The sequence below is a fragment of the Flavobacterium sp. genome, assembly GCF_041392085.1.
In the GTDB taxonomy this organism is placed as follows: domain Bacteria; phylum Bacteroidota; class Bacteroidia; order Flavobacteriales; family Flavobacteriaceae; genus Flavobacterium.
In genome coordinates, this window is sequence record NZ_JAWKMW010000009.1 from 134,127 (window position 1) to 154,115 (window position 19,989).

The window sequence follows — 19,989 nt, forward strand, 5'->3', positions numbered from 1 at the left end:
ACACAAAAAATGAAAAATTTAAAAATGATGGCTTTAGCCTTAACAACAATCTTCATATTAAACTCTTGCAGTAATGACGATTCGCCGGTTGTTGAAGAAGAATTAATCACCACTTTAACCGCAACATTTGTAGGTGGCGGACAAACCATTACCTTAACCTCAAGAGATGCAGATGGAGATGACCCGAATGATCCGGTCATCACCGTAAGTGGAAATTTTGCTCCTTCAACTACGTATACCGGTTCAGTTCAATTTTTGAATGAATTGGAAAATCCGGCGGAAAATATTACGGAAGAAATAGAAGAAAAGGATTTGGAGCACCAAATATTTTATCAAATTTCTAATAGCTTAGGCAGCTTTACCTATGCTGATTTTGACAGTGACGGAAATCCGCTTGGATTAGCGTTTACCTTTACAACCGGAGCGAACCCGGGTACCGGAAGTTTAACCATTATTTTAAGACACTTATTAAACAAAAATGCAGCCGGTGTTGCAGAAGGCGATATAAGTAATGCCGGTGGTTCCACCGATGTTGAAGCTTCTTTCCCTGTTGTTGTTGAGTAGTAAAAAAGATTGTCAAAAAAAGCAAACGCAGTCGTTGGGTTTGCTTTTTTTATTTCATATTGTGAATTTTATAAACTATTTTTTAGTAATTTAGTTATTTTAATGTCATTTTCTAACTAAAATCTTGTATAATATGAATTCACAATTTACCAAACTAATGAGAATTTTACTGGGAGCTATTTTGATAGTTTTTGGTTTAAACAAATTTTTAAATTTTATTCCGGCTCCCGAATTACCAGAAAACGCTGCTGATTTTATCAATTCATTAGCCTCTACCGGATATGTTTTACAAGTTGTTGGAATTGTGGAAATAATTATAGGAGCATTACTAATGTTAAATAAATGGGTGGCTTTTGCTTTAATTGTTTTGGTTCCTATTTCAGTAAATATTTTACTCTTTCACTTGTTTTTAGATATTCCCGGTATTAGTGGAGCTTTACTCGTTACCGTCATAAATGGGGTGTTGATGTATAAGCTTTGGCCCAAATACAAACCTTTATTTAACTAAAATTAACATCTTGTTTGACTACTTTTGTAGGATCAATCAATTATTCAATGAAAAAATCAATATCAACATTTGCAATTGTTTGTGTGATGAGCATAAATGCACAAACTAATTCTCAAATACAATATCCTGAAACGAAAAAAGGAGAAGTAAAAGACACTTATTTTGGAACGGAAGTAAACGACCCTTATCGTTGGTTGGAAGACGACCGTTCTAAAGAAACAGAAGAATGGGTAAAAGCCCAAAACGACGTTACGTTTGCCTATTTAAACACCATTCCTTATCGTAATCAAATTAAAGAACGATTAGAGAAACTTTGGAATTACGAGCGTATTTCGGCACCATTTAAAGAAGGTGATTATACGTATTTCTATAAAAATAATGGTCTTCAAAATCAGTCGGTTTTATACCGAAAAGATAAAACCGGTAAAGAAGAAATATTTTTAGACCCAAATACATTTGCAGCGGACGGAACAACTTCTTTAGCGAATTTAGAATTTTCTAAAGATGGTTCATTGGTTGCCTATTCCATATCTGAAGGAGGAAGCGATTGGAATAAAATTATTATCATGGATGCGGTTTCAAAAAAGGTGTTGGAACAACCCATTGTTGATGTAAAATTCAGTGGCATTTCTTGGATGGGAAATGATGGTTTCTTTTATTCCAGTTATGACAAACCGGAAGGAAGTGAACTTTCTGCTAAAACCGATCAACATAAATTATATTATCATAAACTAGGGACTGCTCAAAAAGAAGATAAAGTGATTTTTGGTCTTAACGAAAAAAGAAGATATGTTAGCGGTGGCGTTTCGGAAGACCAACAATATTTGATTATCACAGCGGCTAATTCTACTACCGGAAATGAATTATACATCAAAGATTTAAGCAATCCAAACAGTAAGTTAGAAACGATTGTGGATAATTTTAATAGTAATAATTATGTAATTGATAATGTGGGTTCAAAATTATACATCGTTACGAACTTGAATGCTCCTAATCAAAAAATTGTAACAGCGGATGCCAAAAATGCCAAACCAGAGAATTGGAAAGATTTTATTCCTCAAACAGACTATGTTTTATCGCCCTCAACCGGTGGTGGTTATATTTTTGCCCGTTATATGAAAGATGCTATTTCTCAAGTGGTTCAGTATGATTATGAAGGAAAAGCTATACGTGAAGTGAAACTACCTGGCGTAGGTTCTGCCGGAGGTTTTGGAGGGAAAAAGACAGAAAAGGAATTATATTTCTCTTTTTCCAATTATGTTACACCGGGAACGATTTATTCCTTTGATCCAAAAACAGGAATATCAAAAGAATACCAAAAGCCCAAAGTAGATTTCAATTCTGCCGATTATGAAAGTAAACAAGTGTTTTATACTTCTAAAGACGGCACCAAAATTCCAATGATTATTACACACAAAAAAGGATTGAAATTAGATGGTAAAAACCCAACCATTTTGTATGGATATGGTGGATTCAACATCAGTTTAACGCCAAGTTTCAGTATTACCAATGCTGTTTGGATGGAAAATGGTGGGATTTATGCCGTAGCCAATTTGCGTGGTGGCGGCGAATACGGGAAAAAATGGCACGATGCAGGAACACAAATGAAAAAGCAAAACGTATTTGACGATTTTATTGCCGCCGGCGAATATTTGATTGCTCAAAATTATACCTCTTCCGATTATTTAGCGTTACGTGGAGGTTCAAATGGTGGATTGCTTGTTGGTGCCGTAATGACCCAACGTCCGGATTTAGCCAAAGTAGCTTTGCCTGCAGTGGGTGTTTTAGATATGTTGCGTTACCATACGTTTACAGCCGGAGCAGGTTGGGCATATGACTATGGAACAGCCAATGACAGCAAAGAAATGTTTGAGTATTTAAAAAACTACTCGCCAGTTCACAATGTAAAAAAAGGAGTAAAATATCCTGCTACTTTAGTCACAACCGGCGACCATGACGATAGAGTCGTTCCGGCTCACAGTTTTAAATTTGCCGCGGAATTGCAAGACAAACAAGCGGGAGAAAACCCTGTCTTGATTCGAATTGATGTGAATGCCGGACATGGAGCCGGAAAACCAATTTCTAAAACCATTGAAGAAAATGCCGACATTCAAGCGTTTACATTATATAGTATGGGAATAAAGAAAATTTAAACCTACGTTTCGAAATTCAAAACCACTTATTCTAAAATTTTATTTTAGAATAAGTGGTTTCTTTTTTACAGTCCATTTAATATTCAATCTTCCCCAAATAACTCATTTGTTTAACAATGAAGTTTTTTCTTCGGTTAATATAATTAGAAGAATTAGAGGCTTTAAATTTTCTCGGATTAGGCAAAATAGCGGCAATACCTGCTGCTTCTCTTGGGGTTAAATTTTTGGCATCTTTTCGATACCAAACGCGGGATGCTTCTTGTGCTCCATAGACGCCGTTACCCATTTCAATACTGTTCAAATACACTTCCATGATGCGTTCTTTTCCCCAAATGAGTTCGATGAGAACAGTGAAATAGGCTTCCAATCCTTTACGTAAATAACTTCTGCCTTGCCATAAAAAAACATTTTTTGCCGTTTGTTGCGAAATCGTGCTTCCTCCACGCAGTTTTTTTCCTTTTTTGTTGGCTTCCATGGCTTTTTCAATCGCCTCAAAATCAAAACCATTGTGGGTTAAAAAATGACTGTCTTCACTAGCGATTACTGCTTTTTGTAAATTAATGGAAATTTCCTCAATCGGCACCCAATCGTGACTGCAAATCATTTCTTTGCCTTCTTTTTTTTGTTCAATCGCTCTAATCCCCATTAAAGGCGTAAAAGGAACCGGAACAAATTTGAAAAGAATCACTAAAAAAATAGAAATTCCAAAAAACCACAACATTGCTTTCCAAAAGAAGCGGACTATTTTTTTTATCATATATTAATCAATTAAATCTGCTAATTCTTTACCCACCAAACTACCAATTGCCACACCCATTCCGCCAAGACGCACACCGCAATACACATTTTCACTCAACTGTTTCACAATTGGCTTTTTGTGATTGCCAACGCCCATAATCCCACTCCAACGGTGTTCAATTTCAAACGATTGGTTGGGCAAAATTACTTCTTTTAGCAATTGCTCCAACTTGTTTTGAATGATTTCTGTTTGAGCTAATGCTGTGGTAGTTTCTCCTTCAAAATCTAAATTTCTTCCTCCGCCGAGTAATATTCTATCTTCAAAATTTCTGAAATAATAATACCCTTTATCCAAATGAAACGTTCCTTTAATGTCTAAATTTTGGATTGGTTTGGTAATCAGAACTTGAGCTCTTGCCGGTTTTACTTCACCATTGGTCAGTTTCTTCGCAAATCCGTTAGTGGCAAAAAACAATTTCTTAGTTAGAAAAGAAAAATCATCTAACACAACTTCCACTGCATTATTTTTTTCAATAAACGAAGAAACAGTTTGTTGATTTAAAATTAGAATATTGTTTTGAACTGCTAATTTCAACAATTGTTGCATCATGTTTCCTGTATCAATCTGAGCTTCATACGGATTAAATAAAACATATTCATTAATCCCTTTAAAGGCGAATCGATCCACTTGTTTTGAAAAAACGTCATTTTGAAAAAACGGTTTTAATAAATCATTGATAAAAGGTAGTTTTTGCAAACATTCTTCATACGTAGACTCATCTTCTTTCAAAAACAATTCATATCCGCCAAAAGGGTTCAAATCTAAAGCTTCATCGCCAACTCGCTTACGAAGAAATTGTAATCCTTCCCATCTTTTTTGGACCAATTGTAACACTTCTTCTTCCGTGTGCGAATTCAAATCATCCAAAATTTCAGAAACCGATCCAAAACATGCAAACCCGGCATTTTTTGTACTCGCTCCTTGCGGAAGAAAACCTTTTTCAAGCATTAAAATTTTAGCAGAAGGAAATTTTTCACGTAATTCAAGAGCACAATGTAACCCAACAATTCCACTACCTACAATCGTGAAATCTACATTTGTAAACCAATTTTTAAGTTCCCAAAAACTAAGTTGCATTATTCTGAAAAATTTTCATAAATGTACTTTATATTTTAATGGATAGGAAAAAATTTTGAATAGTGATGATTTTTACTGGATTTGCCTTTGCGTAAAAACTAAATTTTAACATAACCATTGTCAATATGTCAATATGTAAAACATATTTTTTTTAAATTGTTAATAAATTAATATAACCATCCGTTAACTGCATAAAAATAATTCTACATTTGGTTTTCTATTAACTAATCAACCAAAATGTATGAAGCTTAAATTACTTACTATTGCACTGTTGGCAAGTGTATGCTTTTTGAATGCTCAAGAGAAAAGCAATTTCTGGAAATCTTCTGCTCTAAAAAGTACGTCGACTCTTTTGGAGAGCAAAAAAGAAATTCCTCAAAGTAAAGTGTTTGAATTGGATATCAATGGTATTCAATCGGTCCTGGCCGCAGCCCCCGATCGGTTTGCACAGACCAAAAACGGGAAAGTCATTTCCTTTCCAAATGCTGAGGGAACAATGGAACGTTTTAGTGTGTATGAAAACGCAATTCTTGCACCTGAATTAGCGGCCAATTACCCCGAAATTAAATCGTATATCGGAATAGGAATAGACAATCCCACCGCCACGGTTTACTTTAGTATTTCTCCCTTAGGATTTCAATCCATGCAACTGAACGGAGGAAAACCAACTGTTTTTATCGAACCGCTTACCGAAGATTTACTTACATATTCAGTGTATAAAAAAGCAGATAAAGTAAAACATTTTTCTCCTTTTGAATGTGGTATTATTGATACGGTTACTGAACAGATTGATCCTTCTACACTTAGACCGAATGCTGATGACAGTACCCTAAGAACTTTTCGCTTGGCGGTTTCAACGACAGGTGAATATACTGCCTATTTTGGTGGTACAAAAGCACAAGCTTTAGCTGCAATCAACGCAACAATGACTCGTGTTAACGGTGTTTTTGAAAAAGATTTTGCAGTGAGAATGGTTTTAATTGCCAATACTGATTTAGTGATTTATACTAATGCCTCTACAGATCCTTATACAACCAGCTATAACAGTCAAGTTCAAAGTACATTAACTTCAGTTATTGGTGAAGCGAATTATGACATTGGACATTTATTTGTGAGAGCTTCTAACAATGGTAATGCGGGTTGCATTGGCTGTGTTTGTGTTAATGGTTCGAAAGGAAGTGCTTTTACGGCAGCCACAGTTCCTACCGGTGATTTATTTGATATTGATTATGTAGCTCACGAAATGGGTCATCAATTTGGAGCCAACCATACTTTTTCTTTCAGTAATGAAGGAACTGGAGCTAACATGGAACCAGGTTCCGGTTCAACCATTATGGGGTATGCAGGTATTACCGGTCAAGATGTGCAACCGAACTCTGACGCCTACTTTCACGCGTTTAGTATTCAACAAGTAACCAATAACGTTAAAAACAAAACTTGTCAGACGAATACAGCAACCGGAAATGCAGTACCAACGGCAAATGCAGGTTCAGATTATACCATTCCAAGAAGCACACCATTTATGTTAACCGGTTCAGGAACCGATGCTAATGGAGATGCCTTAACCTACGTTTGGGAGCAATTTGATAATGCTGCATCTAATGCAACGGGTGCAAGTTCTGCTGCAAGTGCTACTCGAACAACTGGGCCAACGTTTAGGTCATATAGTCCAACTTCGTCACCGGTACGATATTTTCCTAGAATGCAATCTGTTTTAGCGGGTGCTACTACAACAGCAGGCACAGAAATAACGGTTGAAGCTCTTCCTTCTGTCGCAAGAACGATGAATTTCAGATTAACTGTTCGCGACAACAGAGCGGGAGGTTCTGCTAACAACAGTGACGATATGGTGGTAACGGTCAATGGAACAGCCGGACCCTTTACGGTAACTTCACCAAACACAGCCGTTTCTTATCCCGCCGGAAGTACACAAACCGTAACTTGGAATGTAGCCGGAACAACAGCCAATGGTGTAAATTGTGCCAATGTTGACATTTTAATTTCAACAGATGGTGGAAACACATGGTCAAATTTAGTTACAGCAACGCCAAATGATGGTTCACAAGCAATTACAATTCCAACTACACAAGGAAATCAAAACCGTATTATGGTGAAAGGAAACAATCATATTTTCTTTGATGTTTCGAATGCTAATTTTACTATTACAGCAGGTTCATCGGATACCGTTGCTCCAACTGCACCAACTTTATCAGCAGCCGGAACGACCTCTACCTCTACTAACTTATCTTGGTCAGGTGCTACAGACAATGTGGGTGTAACCGGTTATGATGTTTACAGAGGAGGTGTATTGATTGGTTCTACTACAACTGCCACCACTTTTGCAGCAACCGGTTTAACACCTTCTACTACTTACACGTTCAATGTAAGAGCCAAAGATGCCGCCGGAAATGTGTCAGCAAACAGCAACACAGTAAGCGTAACTACACTTGCAGCAGGATTGACATATTGTACTTCACAAGGAAACAGTGTTGCAGATGAGTATATTGGAAGAGTTCAAATAGGAACAATCGATAATGCTACCGGGGGAGTAACCGGTTATGTAGATTATACATCACTATCGACCGATTTAACAAAAGGCTCAAGTGCTACAATTATCATAACACCCACTTGGACAGGTACAACTTATAGTGAGGGATATGCCGTATTTATTGATTATAATCAAGATGGGGATTTTACAGATGCCGGTGAAACTGTTTGGAGTTTAGCTGCTACAACTTCAACTCCTGTTTCAGGAAACTTTACAATTCCAACCACAGCAGCAACGGGCCCAACTAGAATGAGAGTATCGATGAAATACAACGGAATTCCAACAGCATGTGAAACATTTTCATATGGTCAAGTGGAAGATTATACCGTTAATCTTATAGTTGGAACAACAGATACAACAGCTCCTTCTGCTCCCACTAATTTAGCGGCTTCAGGCACGACGCAAACGACGACCAATTTAACTTGGAATGCGTCAACAGACAATGTGGGGGTCACTGGTTATGATGTATATAGTGGAACAACTTTATTAGGAACTGTGGCAACAAATTCTGCAGGAATTACAGGTTTAACAGCCTCTACAACTTATACTTTTAGTGTTCGTGCAAAAGATGCTGCCGGAAATATATCCTCATCCAGTAACGTTGTAAATGTTACAACATTGGCGACAGCAGGTAATGGAACGGATCTCTTGTTCTCTGAATATGTGGAAGGGACTTCAAATAACAAAGCACTAGAAATTGCCAATTATACCGGAAGTGCCGTTAATTTAAGTGGTTACTCAATTAGAAAGCAAACCAATGGATCGGGTTCTTGGGGAACTGCATTAAACCTCTCCGGTACCATTAACAATGGAGCAAAGTTCGTTATCGTACATAGTTCTATTAGTACTTCTTGTTATAATAGTTCAAATGCAAATATTTCAACCTCAGTCACAGCCATGACATTTAACGGAAATGATCCGGTTGGATTATTTAAAAATGGTGTATTGATCGATGTGATTGGAACTTTCAATGGAGGTTCGGCAAATTTTGCTGCCAATACAACATTGCGTAGAAAAGCATCAATTCTATCACCAAGTACAACGTTTAACAAAACGGCTGATTGGGATTCATTTTCTTCCAACACGTGCAACGGAATTGGAAATCGTTTAGATGAATCAGACGAAAATGGTTCTGATTTTGTTTTATATCCAAATCCTGTTAAGGGAGATCTATTAAGTATTGCCAACTTAGAAGGCGATTCAACGTATGTGATTTATAATATGATGGGACAAGAATTGGGTACAGGTAAAATTGAAAACCAAAGTATTTATGTAGGTTCTTTAGCCACAGGAACTTACTTAATTCAAATTTCAAACGAAACCGGTTCTAAAACAAAAGCATTTATCAAGCAATAGTTTAATTTGTTTAAAAAAGCCATCTCAATTGAGATGGCTTTTTTTATGCCAAAAAAATCGTTACTTTTAACGTTTTAATTTTTTTCAAATGAAACACATCATTTTAATCGTAACTTGTTTTATGGGATTAACCGCAGCTACTGCTCAACAAGTGTTGACACCGGAAATATTATGGGAATTAGGAAGGGTTTCCCCTTTAGGAATTACCAATGACGGTAAAAGTATTTTATATAAAGTGAGCACACCTTCAGTGGAAGAGAACAAATCCAATTCCAAAACCTATAGTATACCTGTTCAAGGAGGTTCAGCTTCTGAAATTACAGATACAAAAAGACTTTTAAAAGATAAAAATCTTTCCCCAGACGGGAAGTATATGCTAACTCACAAGGCCATAAAAATAGAAAAAATAAACGGGAAAGACATTTATCCTGAACTTGATAAATCAGATGTGCAAATTTATAACGGATTGAATTACCGTCATTGGGATACCTGGAACGAAGGTAATCATAACCACGTTGGTTTTGCAGAAGTAAACAAGGTAGATTCTTTTGTTGATATCATGAAAGATGAACCCTATGATTCTCCCCAAAAACCATTTGGTGGCGATGAAGATTATATTTGGTCAAAAGACGGGAAAAGTATTATTTATGTATGTAAAAAGAAATCAGGTACTGCGTATGCTATTTCTACCAACACCGATTTATACGAATACAATTTAGAAACTAAAACCACTAAAAATCTTACTGAAAGTAATTTGGGTTATGACACGCATCCCACCATTTCACCAAACGGGGAATTGTCTTGGTTGCAAATGAAACGCGATGGTTATGAAGCGGATAAAAACGACATCATCGTTCGATTCAAAGGAATAGATATGAACTTAACTGCCAATTGGGATGGTACAGTGGACAGTTTTAGTTGGAGTGCAGACGGAAAGAAAATCTATTTCTTAGCTCCGGTGGATGGTACTAAACAATTATTTGAAGTAAACTTTCCGGGTCTAACTCGAATTGCCATTACTGTTCGTCAAATCACTTCGGGTGATTTTGATGTAACGGATATTGTTGGATTTTCAGGAGATAAAATTATTGTGGGGAGAACTGACATGAACCACGCCAAAGAGATTTTTTCCTATGATTTTAAGAAAAATGCATGGTTTCAAATCACCAAAGTAAACGATGAAATCTACAGCAAATTAGCCTTGCCTAAAATTGAAAAAAGATATGTAAACACAACAGATGGTAAAAAAATGTTGGTGTGGTTAATTCTTCCTCCCAATTTTGATAAAACCAAAAAATATCCAACGTTGTTGTATTGTCAAGGCGGACCTCAAGGTGCATTATCACAGTTTTATTCTTTCCGTTGGAATTTCAGTTTGATGGCTTCACAAGGTTATGTAGTAGTGGCTCCCAACCGACGTGGAATGCCCGGTCATGGAGTGGAATGGAACGAACAAATCAGTAAAGACTGGGGCGGACAGGTAATGGATGATTATTTGTCTGCTATTGATGATGCAGCCAAGGAAAGTTATGTAGACAAGTCTCGTTTAGGAGCTGTTGGAGCTAGTTATGGAGGTTACTCCGTGTTTTATTTGGCAGGTATACACAACAAACGTTTCAAAACATTTATTTCCCATTGTGGTGTGTTTAATTTAGAAAGTATGTATGGAACTACTGAAGAAGTTTTCTTCACCAATTGGGATGTTGGTGGAGCTTATTGGGAAACCAACAATGCAGCTGCTCAAAAAACATTCAACCAATTTAATCCCGTAAAAATGGTAAACAAGTGGGATACTCCTATGCTTATTATTCAAGGAGGTAAAGATTACCGCGTGCCAATTGGTCAAGGACAAGAAGCGTTTCAAGCGGCTCAATTACAAGGTGTAAAAAGTAGATTTATCTATTTTCCGGATGAAAATCACTGGGTTCTAAAACCTCAAAATGCGATTGTTTGGCAACGTGAATTTTTTGGATGGTTGAAAGAAACGCTATAATGGAAACCATAAAATAGCCTTTACTGACCGGTAAGGGCTGTTTTTGGAATTGCTGACGAATTAATAACGCTACTTATCATGGATGCTTTTCCAGAAAAACTTTCTCAGAAATTATTGCAAAGAATAGAAAGTAACGCCCTGCGGCAATTAACAAAGCCCAATGAATTAGTTGATTTTTCCTCTAACGATTATTTGGGTTTAGCCAAAAATGAAGAAATATTTCAGCAAACACATGAATTTTTAGTTTCTAGAAATTACAAAGTAAACGGAGCGACAGGTTCGCGATTACTTTCAGGAAATCATGCTTTCTATTTTGAAGTAGAAAAATACATCGCTCAATTTCATCAAGCTCAAGCAGCTCTGATTTTTAACTCCGGATACGATGCTAATATAGGCTTTTTCAGCTCCGTTCCGCAACGCAATGACATTATTTTATTTGATGAACTTAGTCATGCTTCCATTCGTGATGGCATTCAAATGAGTTTAGCCAAATCATTCAAATTCAAACACAACAATTTGGTTGATTTAGAAAATTTACTAATCAAGCACACCCAAGCAACCGACAACGAACAACGGACAACCGTTTACATCATCACCGAGAGCGTTTTTTCCATGGATGGCGATTCACCTGATTTAGAAAAAATGATACAATTAGCTGAAAACTTCAACGCCTTTTTAGTAGTTGATGAGGCCCATGCCTTGGGCATTTTTGGAAAAAACGGCGAAGGTTTGGTGCAACAATTGAACTTACACGACAAGGTTTTTGCTCGAATCATCACCTTCGGAAAAGCATTAGGTTGCCACGGAGCAGCCGTTTTGGGGAGCGAACAGCTTGTGAACTATTTAGTCAATTTTGCCCGAAGTTTTATTTATACCACCGGATTATCACCCCATTCTGTTGCAACGATTTTCGTGGCCTATCAACATTTGTTAAAAAGTCAGCAAGATAGAGCAAAACTTATTCAAAACATTGCTTGTTTTAAGTCATGTCTTCCAACTTCCATTTTCCATCTTCCTTCCAATTCATCCATCCATTCCGTCATAATCCCAGGAAACGATCGAGTAAAAACAATTGCTCAACAACTCCAACAAAATGACTTTGATGTAAAACCAATATTGTCTCCCACCGTTCCCGAAGGACAAGAAAGATTGCGGTTTTGTTTGCATAGTTTCAATTCTGAACAAGAGATACGAGCTGTTTTAACTTTATTAAAAAAGATAATATAATTCTAATCTTTTCTAAAATCCTTGTGAACTTTCAGCATTCTTTGCGAACTTTGCGGTTAAATGTCCAACATGAAATTATTTATTACCGGAATAGGCACCGACGTAGGAAAAACAATCACAGCAGCCATCATCACCGAAGCCTTGGAAGCCGATTATTGGAAGCCCGTGCAAGCCGGTGATTTACATTTTTCCGATAGCCATAAAATACAATCGTTATTGTCAAATTCAAAAACAAAAATTCACCCGAACAGTTATGCTCTGCAAACACCAGCCAGTCCGCATTTTGCTGCAGAAATTGATGGAGTAACTATTGATATTAAAAAAATAAAAGTACCAACAACCAAAAATCATTTGGTGATTGAAGGAGCAGGCGGGCTTTTTGTTCCACTCAATCAAACTGAAACCATTCTTGAGTTAATTCAATCCGACTATAAAGTAATTGTGGTTTCACGTCATTATTTGGGAAGTATCAATCATACGTTGTTGACAATCGAAGCTCTTCAAAACAGAAAAATCGCTATAGCCGGAATTATTTTCTCAGGTGATGAAAACCCGGCTACCGAATCAATCATTTTATCTAAAACCGGGGTTAATTTTTTAGGACGAATTGACAACGAGCCGTATTTCGATCAAAATGTCATTTCCTATTACGCTGAAAAATTTAGAGATAATCTTCAATGTATCGTCTAACAATCAACAATCCAACAATCTAAAAATCTAACAATCCAAAAATCTCTCATGAACCTTTCCCAAAAAGATCAACTTTACAATTGGCATCCATATACCCAGCACCAAACCACCGGACTTTTACCAGCTATTGTTAAAGGAGAAGGTGTTTATTTGTGGGATGAAAACGGCAAGCAATACATTGATGCCATTTCCAGTTGGTGGGTCAATCCGTTTGGACATTCCAACCCAATCATTGCCGATGCGATTTATAAACAATTAACCACGTTAGAACACGTTTTGTTTGGTGGTTTTACGAATAAACCGGCTGTGGAATTGGCAGAAAAATTACTTTCCATTTTACCTTCCAATCAAAAAAAATTATTTTACTCCGATAATGGTTCAACCGCAGTGGAAATTGCTATCAAAGCCGCATTGCAATTTTTTTATAACAAAGGAGAAAAGCGAACCAAAATCATCGCTTTCGAAGAAAGTTTTCATGGCGATACCTTTGGAGCCATGGCTGCCAGCGGCATTACTTTTTTTACGGAAGCTTTTCAAGGTTCGTTGTTGGAAGTGATTCGGATTCCATTGCCAAAAGCAGAAAACAATAGCTTGACTTTGTTGGAAAATTTACTGCAAACCAATGAATTTGCCGCGTTTATTTTTGAACCGCTTGTACAAGGTGCTGCCGGAATGGTCATGTATGAACCACAAGAATTGAACAAATTAATTTCGCTTTGCCAAAAATATAAGGTGTTTACCATTGCCGATGAAATCATGACCGGTTTTGGCAAAACGGGAAAAACTTTCGCGAGTGATTATTTAACCGAACAACCTGATATGATGTGCTTGTCGAAAGCATTAACCGGCGGAACCATTCCGATGGCGGTGACAAGCTTTACACAAGAAATTTTTGATGGATTTTTGTCTAATGATGTGAGTAAAGCATTGTTTCACGGACATACATTTACCGGAAATCCAACCGGATGTGCCGCAGCTTTGGCAGCAATTGAGTTGCTTTTTTCTGCCGAAATGCAAGAAAACATCTCGCGGATTGAACAACAACATTTGCAATTTGTTCACCGATTGGAAAAGTTTCCCAACGTTCAAAATAGTAGAACTTTAGGAATCATTTTGGCCTTTGAAATTAGAAGAGAAACGGCAGTGAGTTATTATGGTGATTTCAGAAATAAACTCTATACTTTTTTTATTGAAAACGGTATCATTCTTCGTCCGGTTGGGAATACTATTTATGTTCTTCCACCGTATATTACCACCAATGATCAATTGGAAATAATTTACAAAACCATTGAAAAAGCCTTAGAGATAGTGTAAATTTGCATTTTATAAATTGACACAAATTCCTCTTTTTTGAACTCAAAAATCGCCATAACTTCCTTTGCTTCTGTTTCTCCTCTGGGAAATGATTCGGTTGCTGTCTGGGAATCCTATCAATCAGAAGATACCTTAATCAAGCCCAACCCAATCGGAACTTCTACTGTTTTTGCTTCTTTTTTATCGGAAGAAAGCAAACAAAAAGTAGCCGCTTTGCGTTCGTCGGAATCCAATTATAAATCACTAGACGATTCCGTTTTGTTTGCCATTTTTGCTTCGCGACAAGCAGTGGCAACGGCAAGATGGAAACCGGATACTGTTTTTGGCATTAACATCGGTTCCTCTCGCGGAGCTACGCAGTTGTTCGAAAAACACCACACGGAATTTTTATCCACCGGAAAAGCTCAGACGTTAGCTTCGCCAACCACAACGTCGGGAAACATTTCCAGTTGGGTGTCTCAGGATTTGCAAAACAACGGCCCTGAAATTTCACATTCCATTACGTGTTCAACCGCTTTACATGCGTTGCTGAATGGCATTGCTTGGCTTCGGTCGGGGATGGCCGATAAATTTTTAGTGGGTGGGAGTGAAGCACCGCTTACGCCATTTACCATTGCACAAATGCAAGCCATGAAGATTTATTCCTCGGCAGAAATTAATACTCCGTATCCGTGTAGAACCTTTGATTTTTCTAAAACCAAAAATACTATGGTGTTGGGAGAGGCAGCTGCTGTGATTTGTTTGGAAAACGGAGCGAAAAAAAACGCTATCGCCTATGTAGATGGATTTGGTTATGCCACTGAAAATTTAACCCATTCTGTTTCCATTTCGGCGGAGGCGACTTGTTTTCAAAAATCGATGAAAATGGCTTTAGGGAAAATGAATCCCGAAGAAATTGATGTGATTGTCACTCATTCTCCCGGAACCATTCAAGGTGACTTGAGTGAGAGAAAAGCAATAGAAATTGTTTTTGGAAAGAACCTTCCATTACTTACGAATAACAAATGGAAAATAGGTCATACTTTTGGAGCTTCCGGCATGTTGAGTGTAGAAATGGCGTTATTGATGTTGCAACATAATCAATTTATAAACGTTCCTTTTTTGGAGTCACAACAGCAAACCCGACCGTTACAAAAAATCATGGTCAATGCCGTGGGTTTTGGTGGCAATGCGGTGAGTATTGTGCTAAGCAAAAAATTATAGGTTACACTTTTTTTTCCAAATCTTTTATTTTTTCATACACCCAATCGCTTTCCCAACCTTTTCTAAGTAGTGTGTCGCAGCATTTTTTTCTTTTTTTTAGGGTGTTTTTTTCTGTAATAGAATCCCAAGTTTTTTCGGCCAATTCGTGAAAAGTGGTTTCATATTCTTCTTCGGGAATTTCATTCAACCCAACTTTTACCAGATAATCAGAAAGGTTTCGTTGTTTCAATTCGTTTGAAATTCTATTTTTTCCCCATTTTTTTTGGTGGAATTTACTAATGGAAAATAGCTTCGCAAACCGTTCTTCGTTCAGAAAATTATGATGAATAAGATGCACAATTATTTCGTCATGCCGATTTTGAGGAACCGATAAGGAATAGAGTTTTTGCACCACTTCGGCATGGCAACGTTCCTGGTAGGAGCAGTAATATTCCATCTTTTGAATGGTATCCAAAACGGAAGTGTTTGATAGTGAGTGCAATGCTAAAAATTTTAATATTTTTTTGTTAATAATTTAGTAACGCAAAGGTATTGAAATTCTGTAATTTAGCCGTAAATTTGTACCCGCTTTAATGAAATAAAAAGCAACAAAAAAACGATCATTTTTCAAATGAAAACAAAATTACTTTTTTTAGCACTTTTGATGAGTGTTTTTTCGTGGGGGCAAATTTTAACGTTTGACTTTGATGGTTATGCTGGTAATGAAGCCACAGGAACCTCAAATTTCAATAACCCAAACCTTACGACTTCCACAATTTCAAGAGGTGCCGGCTTAACTGCTGCAGGTAATCTTAATAGATTCAATGCAACAAGTTGGGCTTTGACCAATATTGCCAATGCGGTATCGGGTAATCATTACATGGAATTTACCATTACACCCAATTCCGGCTATCAATTCTCAGTATCATCCATTTTTGTTCAATTGCAAAGATCCAGCACAGGACCAAGTGCTATAGCTTTAAGAAGTTCTTTGGATGGTTATACATCAAATTTAGATGCGGAGTATGCTATTACGGATAATACAAGTACACAAACCTTTACATTTACATTTGCTCAACCTAATTCTACAACAGCGGTTACATACCGAATGTATATGTATGCTGAGTTTACACCAGGTTCAGGAGGTCCCGGAGACGGTGCAGGGAATGATATTGTTGTGAATGGAACGGTGACTTCAACAGTTCCTATGGCTCCGGTAATTACAAGTGATTTAAATGCTTCGGCTTTTGTTGGAGTTCCTTTTTCCTATACGATTTTGGCAGACAATACACCAACTTCTTTTAACGCAACAGGATTACCTCCCGGGTTTAGCATAGACACTGTAACAGGAGTTATTACGGGTACTCCCGGAGCAACGGGTACTTTTTTTGTCACCATCACAGCAACGAATGGAACTGGTTTCGATGAGCAAACCTTAATTTTAACCGTCACCAATCCCGGTCCGGAAATTAATATTCGAGGAGCTTCGGGTGGAACAAATAACATTATCAACGGTAATACGATTCCCAATGCCTTTAACAATACTTTATATGCAAGTATTGCTGTGGGAGCAAACCAAGACAAAGACTTCCGTATCGAAAACTTAGGGATTTCTAACTTAACACTCACGGGTGTACCCAGGGTTCAAATAACAGGAACGCATGCCGCCGATTTTACAGTAACCACACAACCGGCCGCTTCCATCGTTTCAGGAGCAAATAGTGTCTTTGTTATACGATTTTCGCCTTCAGCAGGTGGAGTAAGAAATGCAACGGTTACAATTATCAATAACGATTCCGATGAAGCACCCTATACGTTTGCTATACAGGGCGGTGGTTTAGCACCTGATATCAATATTGTAGGGAATGGAAATCAAGTGTTGTCAGGCAGTACAATTCCTGATTTGAATAACCATACCAATTTTGGTAATGCTAATGTGACAGCCGGAACTAAACTTCGCAATTTTTTTATTATCAATTTAGGAGGAGATGTTTTAGATATTACTAGTGTTACTATCACGGGAACACATGCAACGGATTTTACCGTAACAACCACACCATCGGCAAGTGTAGGATTAAACAGTAGTACTACATTAGGAATTACATTTGACCCCTCTGCATTAGGCTTAAGAGAGGCGTTAGTAACGGTAAACAATAATGTCCCCGGGAAAAGTCCGTTTACCTTTGCTATTTCCGGAGTAGGAATTGATTTTGATGAATGTATCATAGGAGGATCTTCAATATTTAAGACTCAGACTTTTGAAGGAGCTGTTGGTACAAATGTTTTGGGGTACACTGTTTCAACCGCATTAGGAGCAAATCCTCCCGTAATTACTGGGGGAACTGCATTTGGAGGTAGTAGAACAGTAGTTTCAAATAAATTTTTAAATAACAATAGTTTACAAGTAACTGGTCCCTATCCAAGTACATTTGACCCCAAAGCAAAAGTTATCGTGACATTTGATGTTGTTGATACATCGATTTATCAAGATGTGTCTTTTTATGTTAATATTGGAGCATATTCTACTAATGGAACACAAGGTCTTGATGTTTCGGATTGGGTAACTATCTCTGTAAGTGGAGACGGAGGAGCAACGTGGTCTCGAGAAGCCATTGTGAAAGGGAACAGTAATGCCATTTGGAATGTTTTTGGTGGAGGTACAACATTTACAAATCCTTTCAAAGGGTTGGACATTCCTTATGAAGTGCAGCCCACAGCTAATTCAGTAGCAAACGGGACAAGGTTATTAACTTTAACCAATTTGCCGCAAGTTACACAATTACAAGTAAAAATTGAATTAGATGTTGACCGTAATGATGAAGTATGGGTAATTGATAATGTGCAATTAAGAGGTAGATTACCTGTTCCTAAAACATGGAATGGAGTAGCTTGGAGCGGAGACGGATTACCACCAACCTCTGTAGAGAAAGCTATATTTGCCGGTAATTATAATACTAATATTCATGGCGATGTGACTGCTTGTGAATGCCAAATAAATTCACCTAGAATAGTTACAATTACTGATGGAAATTACATTCAATCTGCCGGTAAAATAGTAAACAACGGAACATTAAACGTTCAAAATAATGGTAGTTTGGTTCAATTAGATGATTATGCTGCGAACACAGGAAATATAAATTTAACCCGAACAGCCAATATTCGGCGGTTAGATTATGTGTATTGGTCGTCGCCGGTGGCTTCTTTCCCCGTGTTGAATATTTCACCATCTACACCTGCTGCAGTTGTGTTCAAGTGGTTGCCGACTATTGCCGGAAATTTTGGAAATTGGACAAACGCCAACGAAGATATGGTTCAAGGGAAAGGGTATATTGTAAGAGGTCCATCTTCTTTCAACAATACCATTCAGCCTTACAATGCTGCTTTTATAGGCGTGCCAAATAATGGGATTTTTACGCCTTCAATTGAACGTGGTTCCTATACAGGAGCAGGCTATCCTAGTCCGACCAATCCGGCCATTACTGTAACGGCCAATGATGATAATTTTAATTTACTTGGGAATCCTTATCCCTCAGCCATTCGTGCCTTGGATTTCTTGACTGAAAATACAAATATTGAAGGTTCAGTTCGAATTTGGACACATGGGTTATTGCCAAATGCGGCTTTTAATGATCCGTTTTATAATGATTTTGCGTATAATTATAACCCGAATGATTACATTGTACACAACGGAACAGGAACTGTAAGTGGGCCGTTAGGGTTTAATGGTTTCATAGCATCAGGACAAGGTTTTTTTGTTTTAATGAATGATGGGGCGGCAGCTTCTGAAACAGTAACATTTAAAAATTCTATGCGAAATGTTACACATGCTAATAACCAATTTTTCAGACAGTCTGACCAAATTCAAGGGGAACAAGATTTTAAAATTTGGTTAGATTTTATTCCGGAAAATGGGAATCCTGTTAGAACTTTAGTGGGTTACGTAGAAGGTGCTACTAATGAAAAAGACAGATTGTTTGATGCCTCAACCAAGGTAGATGGGACATCTAAAATGTATTCTTTAATTGATAATAAACCATTTATCATACAGGGAAGAGCTTTACCATTTGACCAAAATGATCTTGTACCAATGGGTTACAATACCTCAACAGCAGGAAGATTTACAATAGCTATTGCCGATGTTATTGGGTTAGGAGATAAAAAAATATATTTAGAAGATAAACTTCTAAACATTATTCATGACTTAACAGTTGCACCATATGTATTTGATTCAAATGTTGGCATTTTTGACACTCGTTTTGAGTTGCGTTTTAGTAATGAGACTTTAACTAACCCAGATTTTAATGCTATTACTGCAAGTGTTATTGCATTTGTTTCTAATGGTCAACTCCATGTTAAATCTACTTTGGAAAAAATTACTCATGTTGCTGTTTATGATGTTTTAGGAAGATTACTATATACTCAATCAAATCAGCCTACAAATGAATTTGCTTCAACTGTAAACTTTTCAAATCAAACAGTAATTGTACAAATCAAATTAGAAAATAATCAAATAATAACTAAGAAATTGATTTTGTAACGAAAAAGAGAAATAAATTAAGAAATCCCTTCCTTTTGTAG

General features: G+C 37.2%; 13 protein-coding genes. 10 read left to right on the plus strand and 3 right to left on the minus strand.

Features of this window, described 5'->3' with window-relative positions; translation table 11 throughout:
• Positions 1-9 precede the first annotated feature (9 nt).
• The 3 genes from R2782_RS09315 to R2782_RS09325 all read left to right on the plus strand — a co-directional run bounded on the left by R2782_RS09315 (position 10) and on the right by R2782_RS09325 (position 3,225).
• Complete coding sequence (locus tag R2782_RS09315; RefSeq protein WP_371267958.1) at positions 10-564, plus strand: type 1 periplasmic binding fold superfamily protein; 555 nt, start codon at positions 10-12, stop codon at positions 562-564.
• Positions 565-721: 157 nt separating this feature from the next.
• Complete coding sequence (locus tag R2782_RS09320) at positions 722-1,072, plus strand: DoxX family membrane protein (protein ID WP_371267959.1); 351 nt, start codon at positions 722-724, stop codon at positions 1,070-1,072.
• 86 nt (positions 1,073-1,158) lie between these two features.
• Positions 1,159-3,225 (plus strand): prolyl oligopeptidase family protein, encoded by a 2,067-nt coding sequence (locus R2782_RS09325; RefSeq protein WP_371267996.1) that lies wholly within the window; start codon positions 1,159-1,161, stop codon positions 3,223-3,225.
• Positions 3,226-3,301: 76 nt separating this feature from the next.
• Here R2782_RS09325 and mtgA read toward each other — a convergent pair whose 3' ends face one another.
• Both mtgA and R2782_RS09335 read right to left on the minus strand, forming a co-directional pair.
• Positions 3,302-3,982: a monofunctional biosynthetic peptidoglycan transglycosylase gene (gene mtgA, locus R2782_RS09330; RefSeq protein ID WP_371267960.1), complete on the minus strand. Its 681-nt coding sequence runs from the start codon at positions 3,980-3,982 to the stop codon at positions 3,302-3,304.
• Positions 3,983-3,985: 3 nt separating this feature from the next.
• Positions 3,986-5,101 carry an NAD(P)/FAD-dependent oxidoreductase gene (locus R2782_RS09335; protein WP_371267961.1) on the minus strand — a complete coding sequence of 372 codons (1,116 nt, stop codon included), beginning with the start codon at positions 5,099-5,101 and terminating at the stop codon, positions 3,986-3,988.
• 241 nt (positions 5,102-5,342) lie between these two features.
• On the opposite strand from R2782_RS09335, the gene R2782_RS09340 reads away from it, so the two are divergent.
• The 6 genes from R2782_RS09340 to R2782_RS09365 all read left to right on the plus strand — a co-directional run bounded on the left by R2782_RS09340 (position 5,343) and on the right by R2782_RS09365 (position 15,432).
• On the plus strand, positions 5,343-9,005 hold the full coding sequence (locus R2782_RS09340) for a reprolysin-like metallopeptidase (RefSeq protein ID WP_371267962.1): 3,663 nt from the start codon (positions 5,343-5,345) through the stop codon (positions 9,003-9,005).
• A gap of 88 nt (positions 9,006-9,093) precedes the next feature.
• On the plus strand, positions 9,094-10,998 hold the full coding sequence (locus R2782_RS09345; RefSeq protein ID WP_371267963.1) for an alpha/beta fold hydrolase: 1,905 nt from the start codon (positions 9,094-9,096) through the stop codon (positions 10,996-10,998).
• Between the two features lie 78 nt (positions 10,999-11,076).
• Positions 11,077-12,225 (plus strand): aminotransferase class I/II-fold pyridoxal phosphate-dependent enzyme, encoded by a 1,149-nt coding sequence (locus R2782_RS09350; protein ID WP_371267964.1) that lies wholly within the window; start codon positions 11,077-11,079, stop codon positions 12,223-12,225.
• Positions 12,226-12,294: 69 nt separating this feature from the next.
• Positions 12,295-12,915, plus strand: coding sequence for a dethiobiotin synthase (gene bioD, locus R2782_RS09355; protein ID WP_371267965.1), 621 nt, complete (start codon positions 12,295-12,297; stop codon positions 12,913-12,915).
• Positions 12,916-12,963: 48 nt separating this feature from the next.
• Complete coding sequence (gene bioA / locus R2782_RS09360) at positions 12,964-14,229, plus strand: adenosylmethionine--8-amino-7-oxononanoate transaminase (protein WP_371267967.1); 1,266 nt, start codon at positions 12,964-12,966, stop codon at positions 14,227-14,229.
• Positions 14,230-14,265: 36 nt separating this feature from the next.
• Positions 14,266-15,432 carry a beta-ketoacyl synthase N-terminal-like domain-containing protein gene (locus R2782_RS09365; protein ID WP_371267968.1) on the plus strand — a complete coding sequence of 389 codons (1,167 nt, stop codon included), beginning with the start codon at positions 14,266-14,268 and terminating at the stop codon, positions 15,430-15,432.
• A 1-nt stretch (position 15,433) separates the two neighbouring features.
• Here the strand turns inward: R2782_RS09365 and R2782_RS09370 are convergent, their stop codons facing one another.
• On the minus strand, positions 15,434-15,913 hold the full coding sequence (locus R2782_RS09370) for a regulatory protein RecX (RefSeq protein WP_371267969.1): 480 nt from the start codon (positions 15,911-15,913) through the stop codon (positions 15,434-15,436).
• A gap of 129 nt (positions 15,914-16,042) precedes the next feature.
• On the opposite strand from R2782_RS09370, the gene R2782_RS09375 reads away from it, so the two are divergent.
• Complete coding sequence (locus tag R2782_RS09375; protein WP_371267970.1) at positions 16,043-19,948, plus strand: choice-of-anchor D domain-containing protein; 3,906 nt, start codon at positions 16,043-16,045, stop codon at positions 19,946-19,948.
• The last annotated feature ends 41 nt before the right edge of the window (positions 19,949-19,989 follow it).

Bases quoted from the DNA above. Each gene is read 5' to 3' on its own strand.
- R2782_RS09320 (WP_371267959.1), top strand. From the start codon at position 722: ATGAGAATTTTACTGGGAGCTATTTTGATAGTTTTTGGTTTAAACAAA.
- R2782_RS09325 (WP_371267996.1), top strand. From the start codon at position 1,159: ATGAGCATAAATGCACAAACTAATTCTCAAATACAATATCCTGAAACG.
- R2782_RS09350 (WP_371267964.1), top strand. From the start codon at position 11,077: ATGGATGCTTTTCCAGAAAAACTTTCTCAGAAATTATTGCAAAGAATA.
- R2782_RS09335 (WP_371267961.1), bottom strand. From the start codon at position 5,101: ATGCAACTTAGTTTTTGGGAACTTAAAAATTGGTTTACAAATGTAGAT.
- R2782_RS09340 (WP_371267962.1), top strand. From the start codon at position 5,343: ATGAAGCTTAAATTACTTACTATTGCACTGTTGGCAAGTGTATGCTTT.
- bioD (WP_371267965.1), top strand. From the start codon at position 12,295: ATGAAATTATTTATTACCGGAATAGGCACCGACGTAGGAAAAACAATC.
- bioA (WP_371267967.1), top strand. From the start codon at position 12,964: ATGAACCTTTCCCAAAAAGATCAACTTTACAATTGGCATCCATATACC.
- mtgA (WP_371267960.1), bottom strand. From the start codon at position 3,982: ATGATAAAAAAAATAGTCCGCTTCTTTTGGAAAGCAATGTTGTGGTTT.
- R2782_RS09315 (WP_371267958.1), top strand. From the start codon at position 10: ATGAAAAATTTAAAAATGATGGCTTTAGCCTTAACAACAATCTTCATA.
- R2782_RS09345 (WP_371267963.1), top strand. From the start codon at position 9,094: ATGAAACACATCATTTTAATCGTAACTTGTTTTATGGGATTAACCGCA.
- R2782_RS09375 (WP_371267970.1), top strand. From the start codon at position 16,043: ATGAAAACAAAATTACTTTTTTTAGCACTTTTGATGAGTGTTTTTTCG.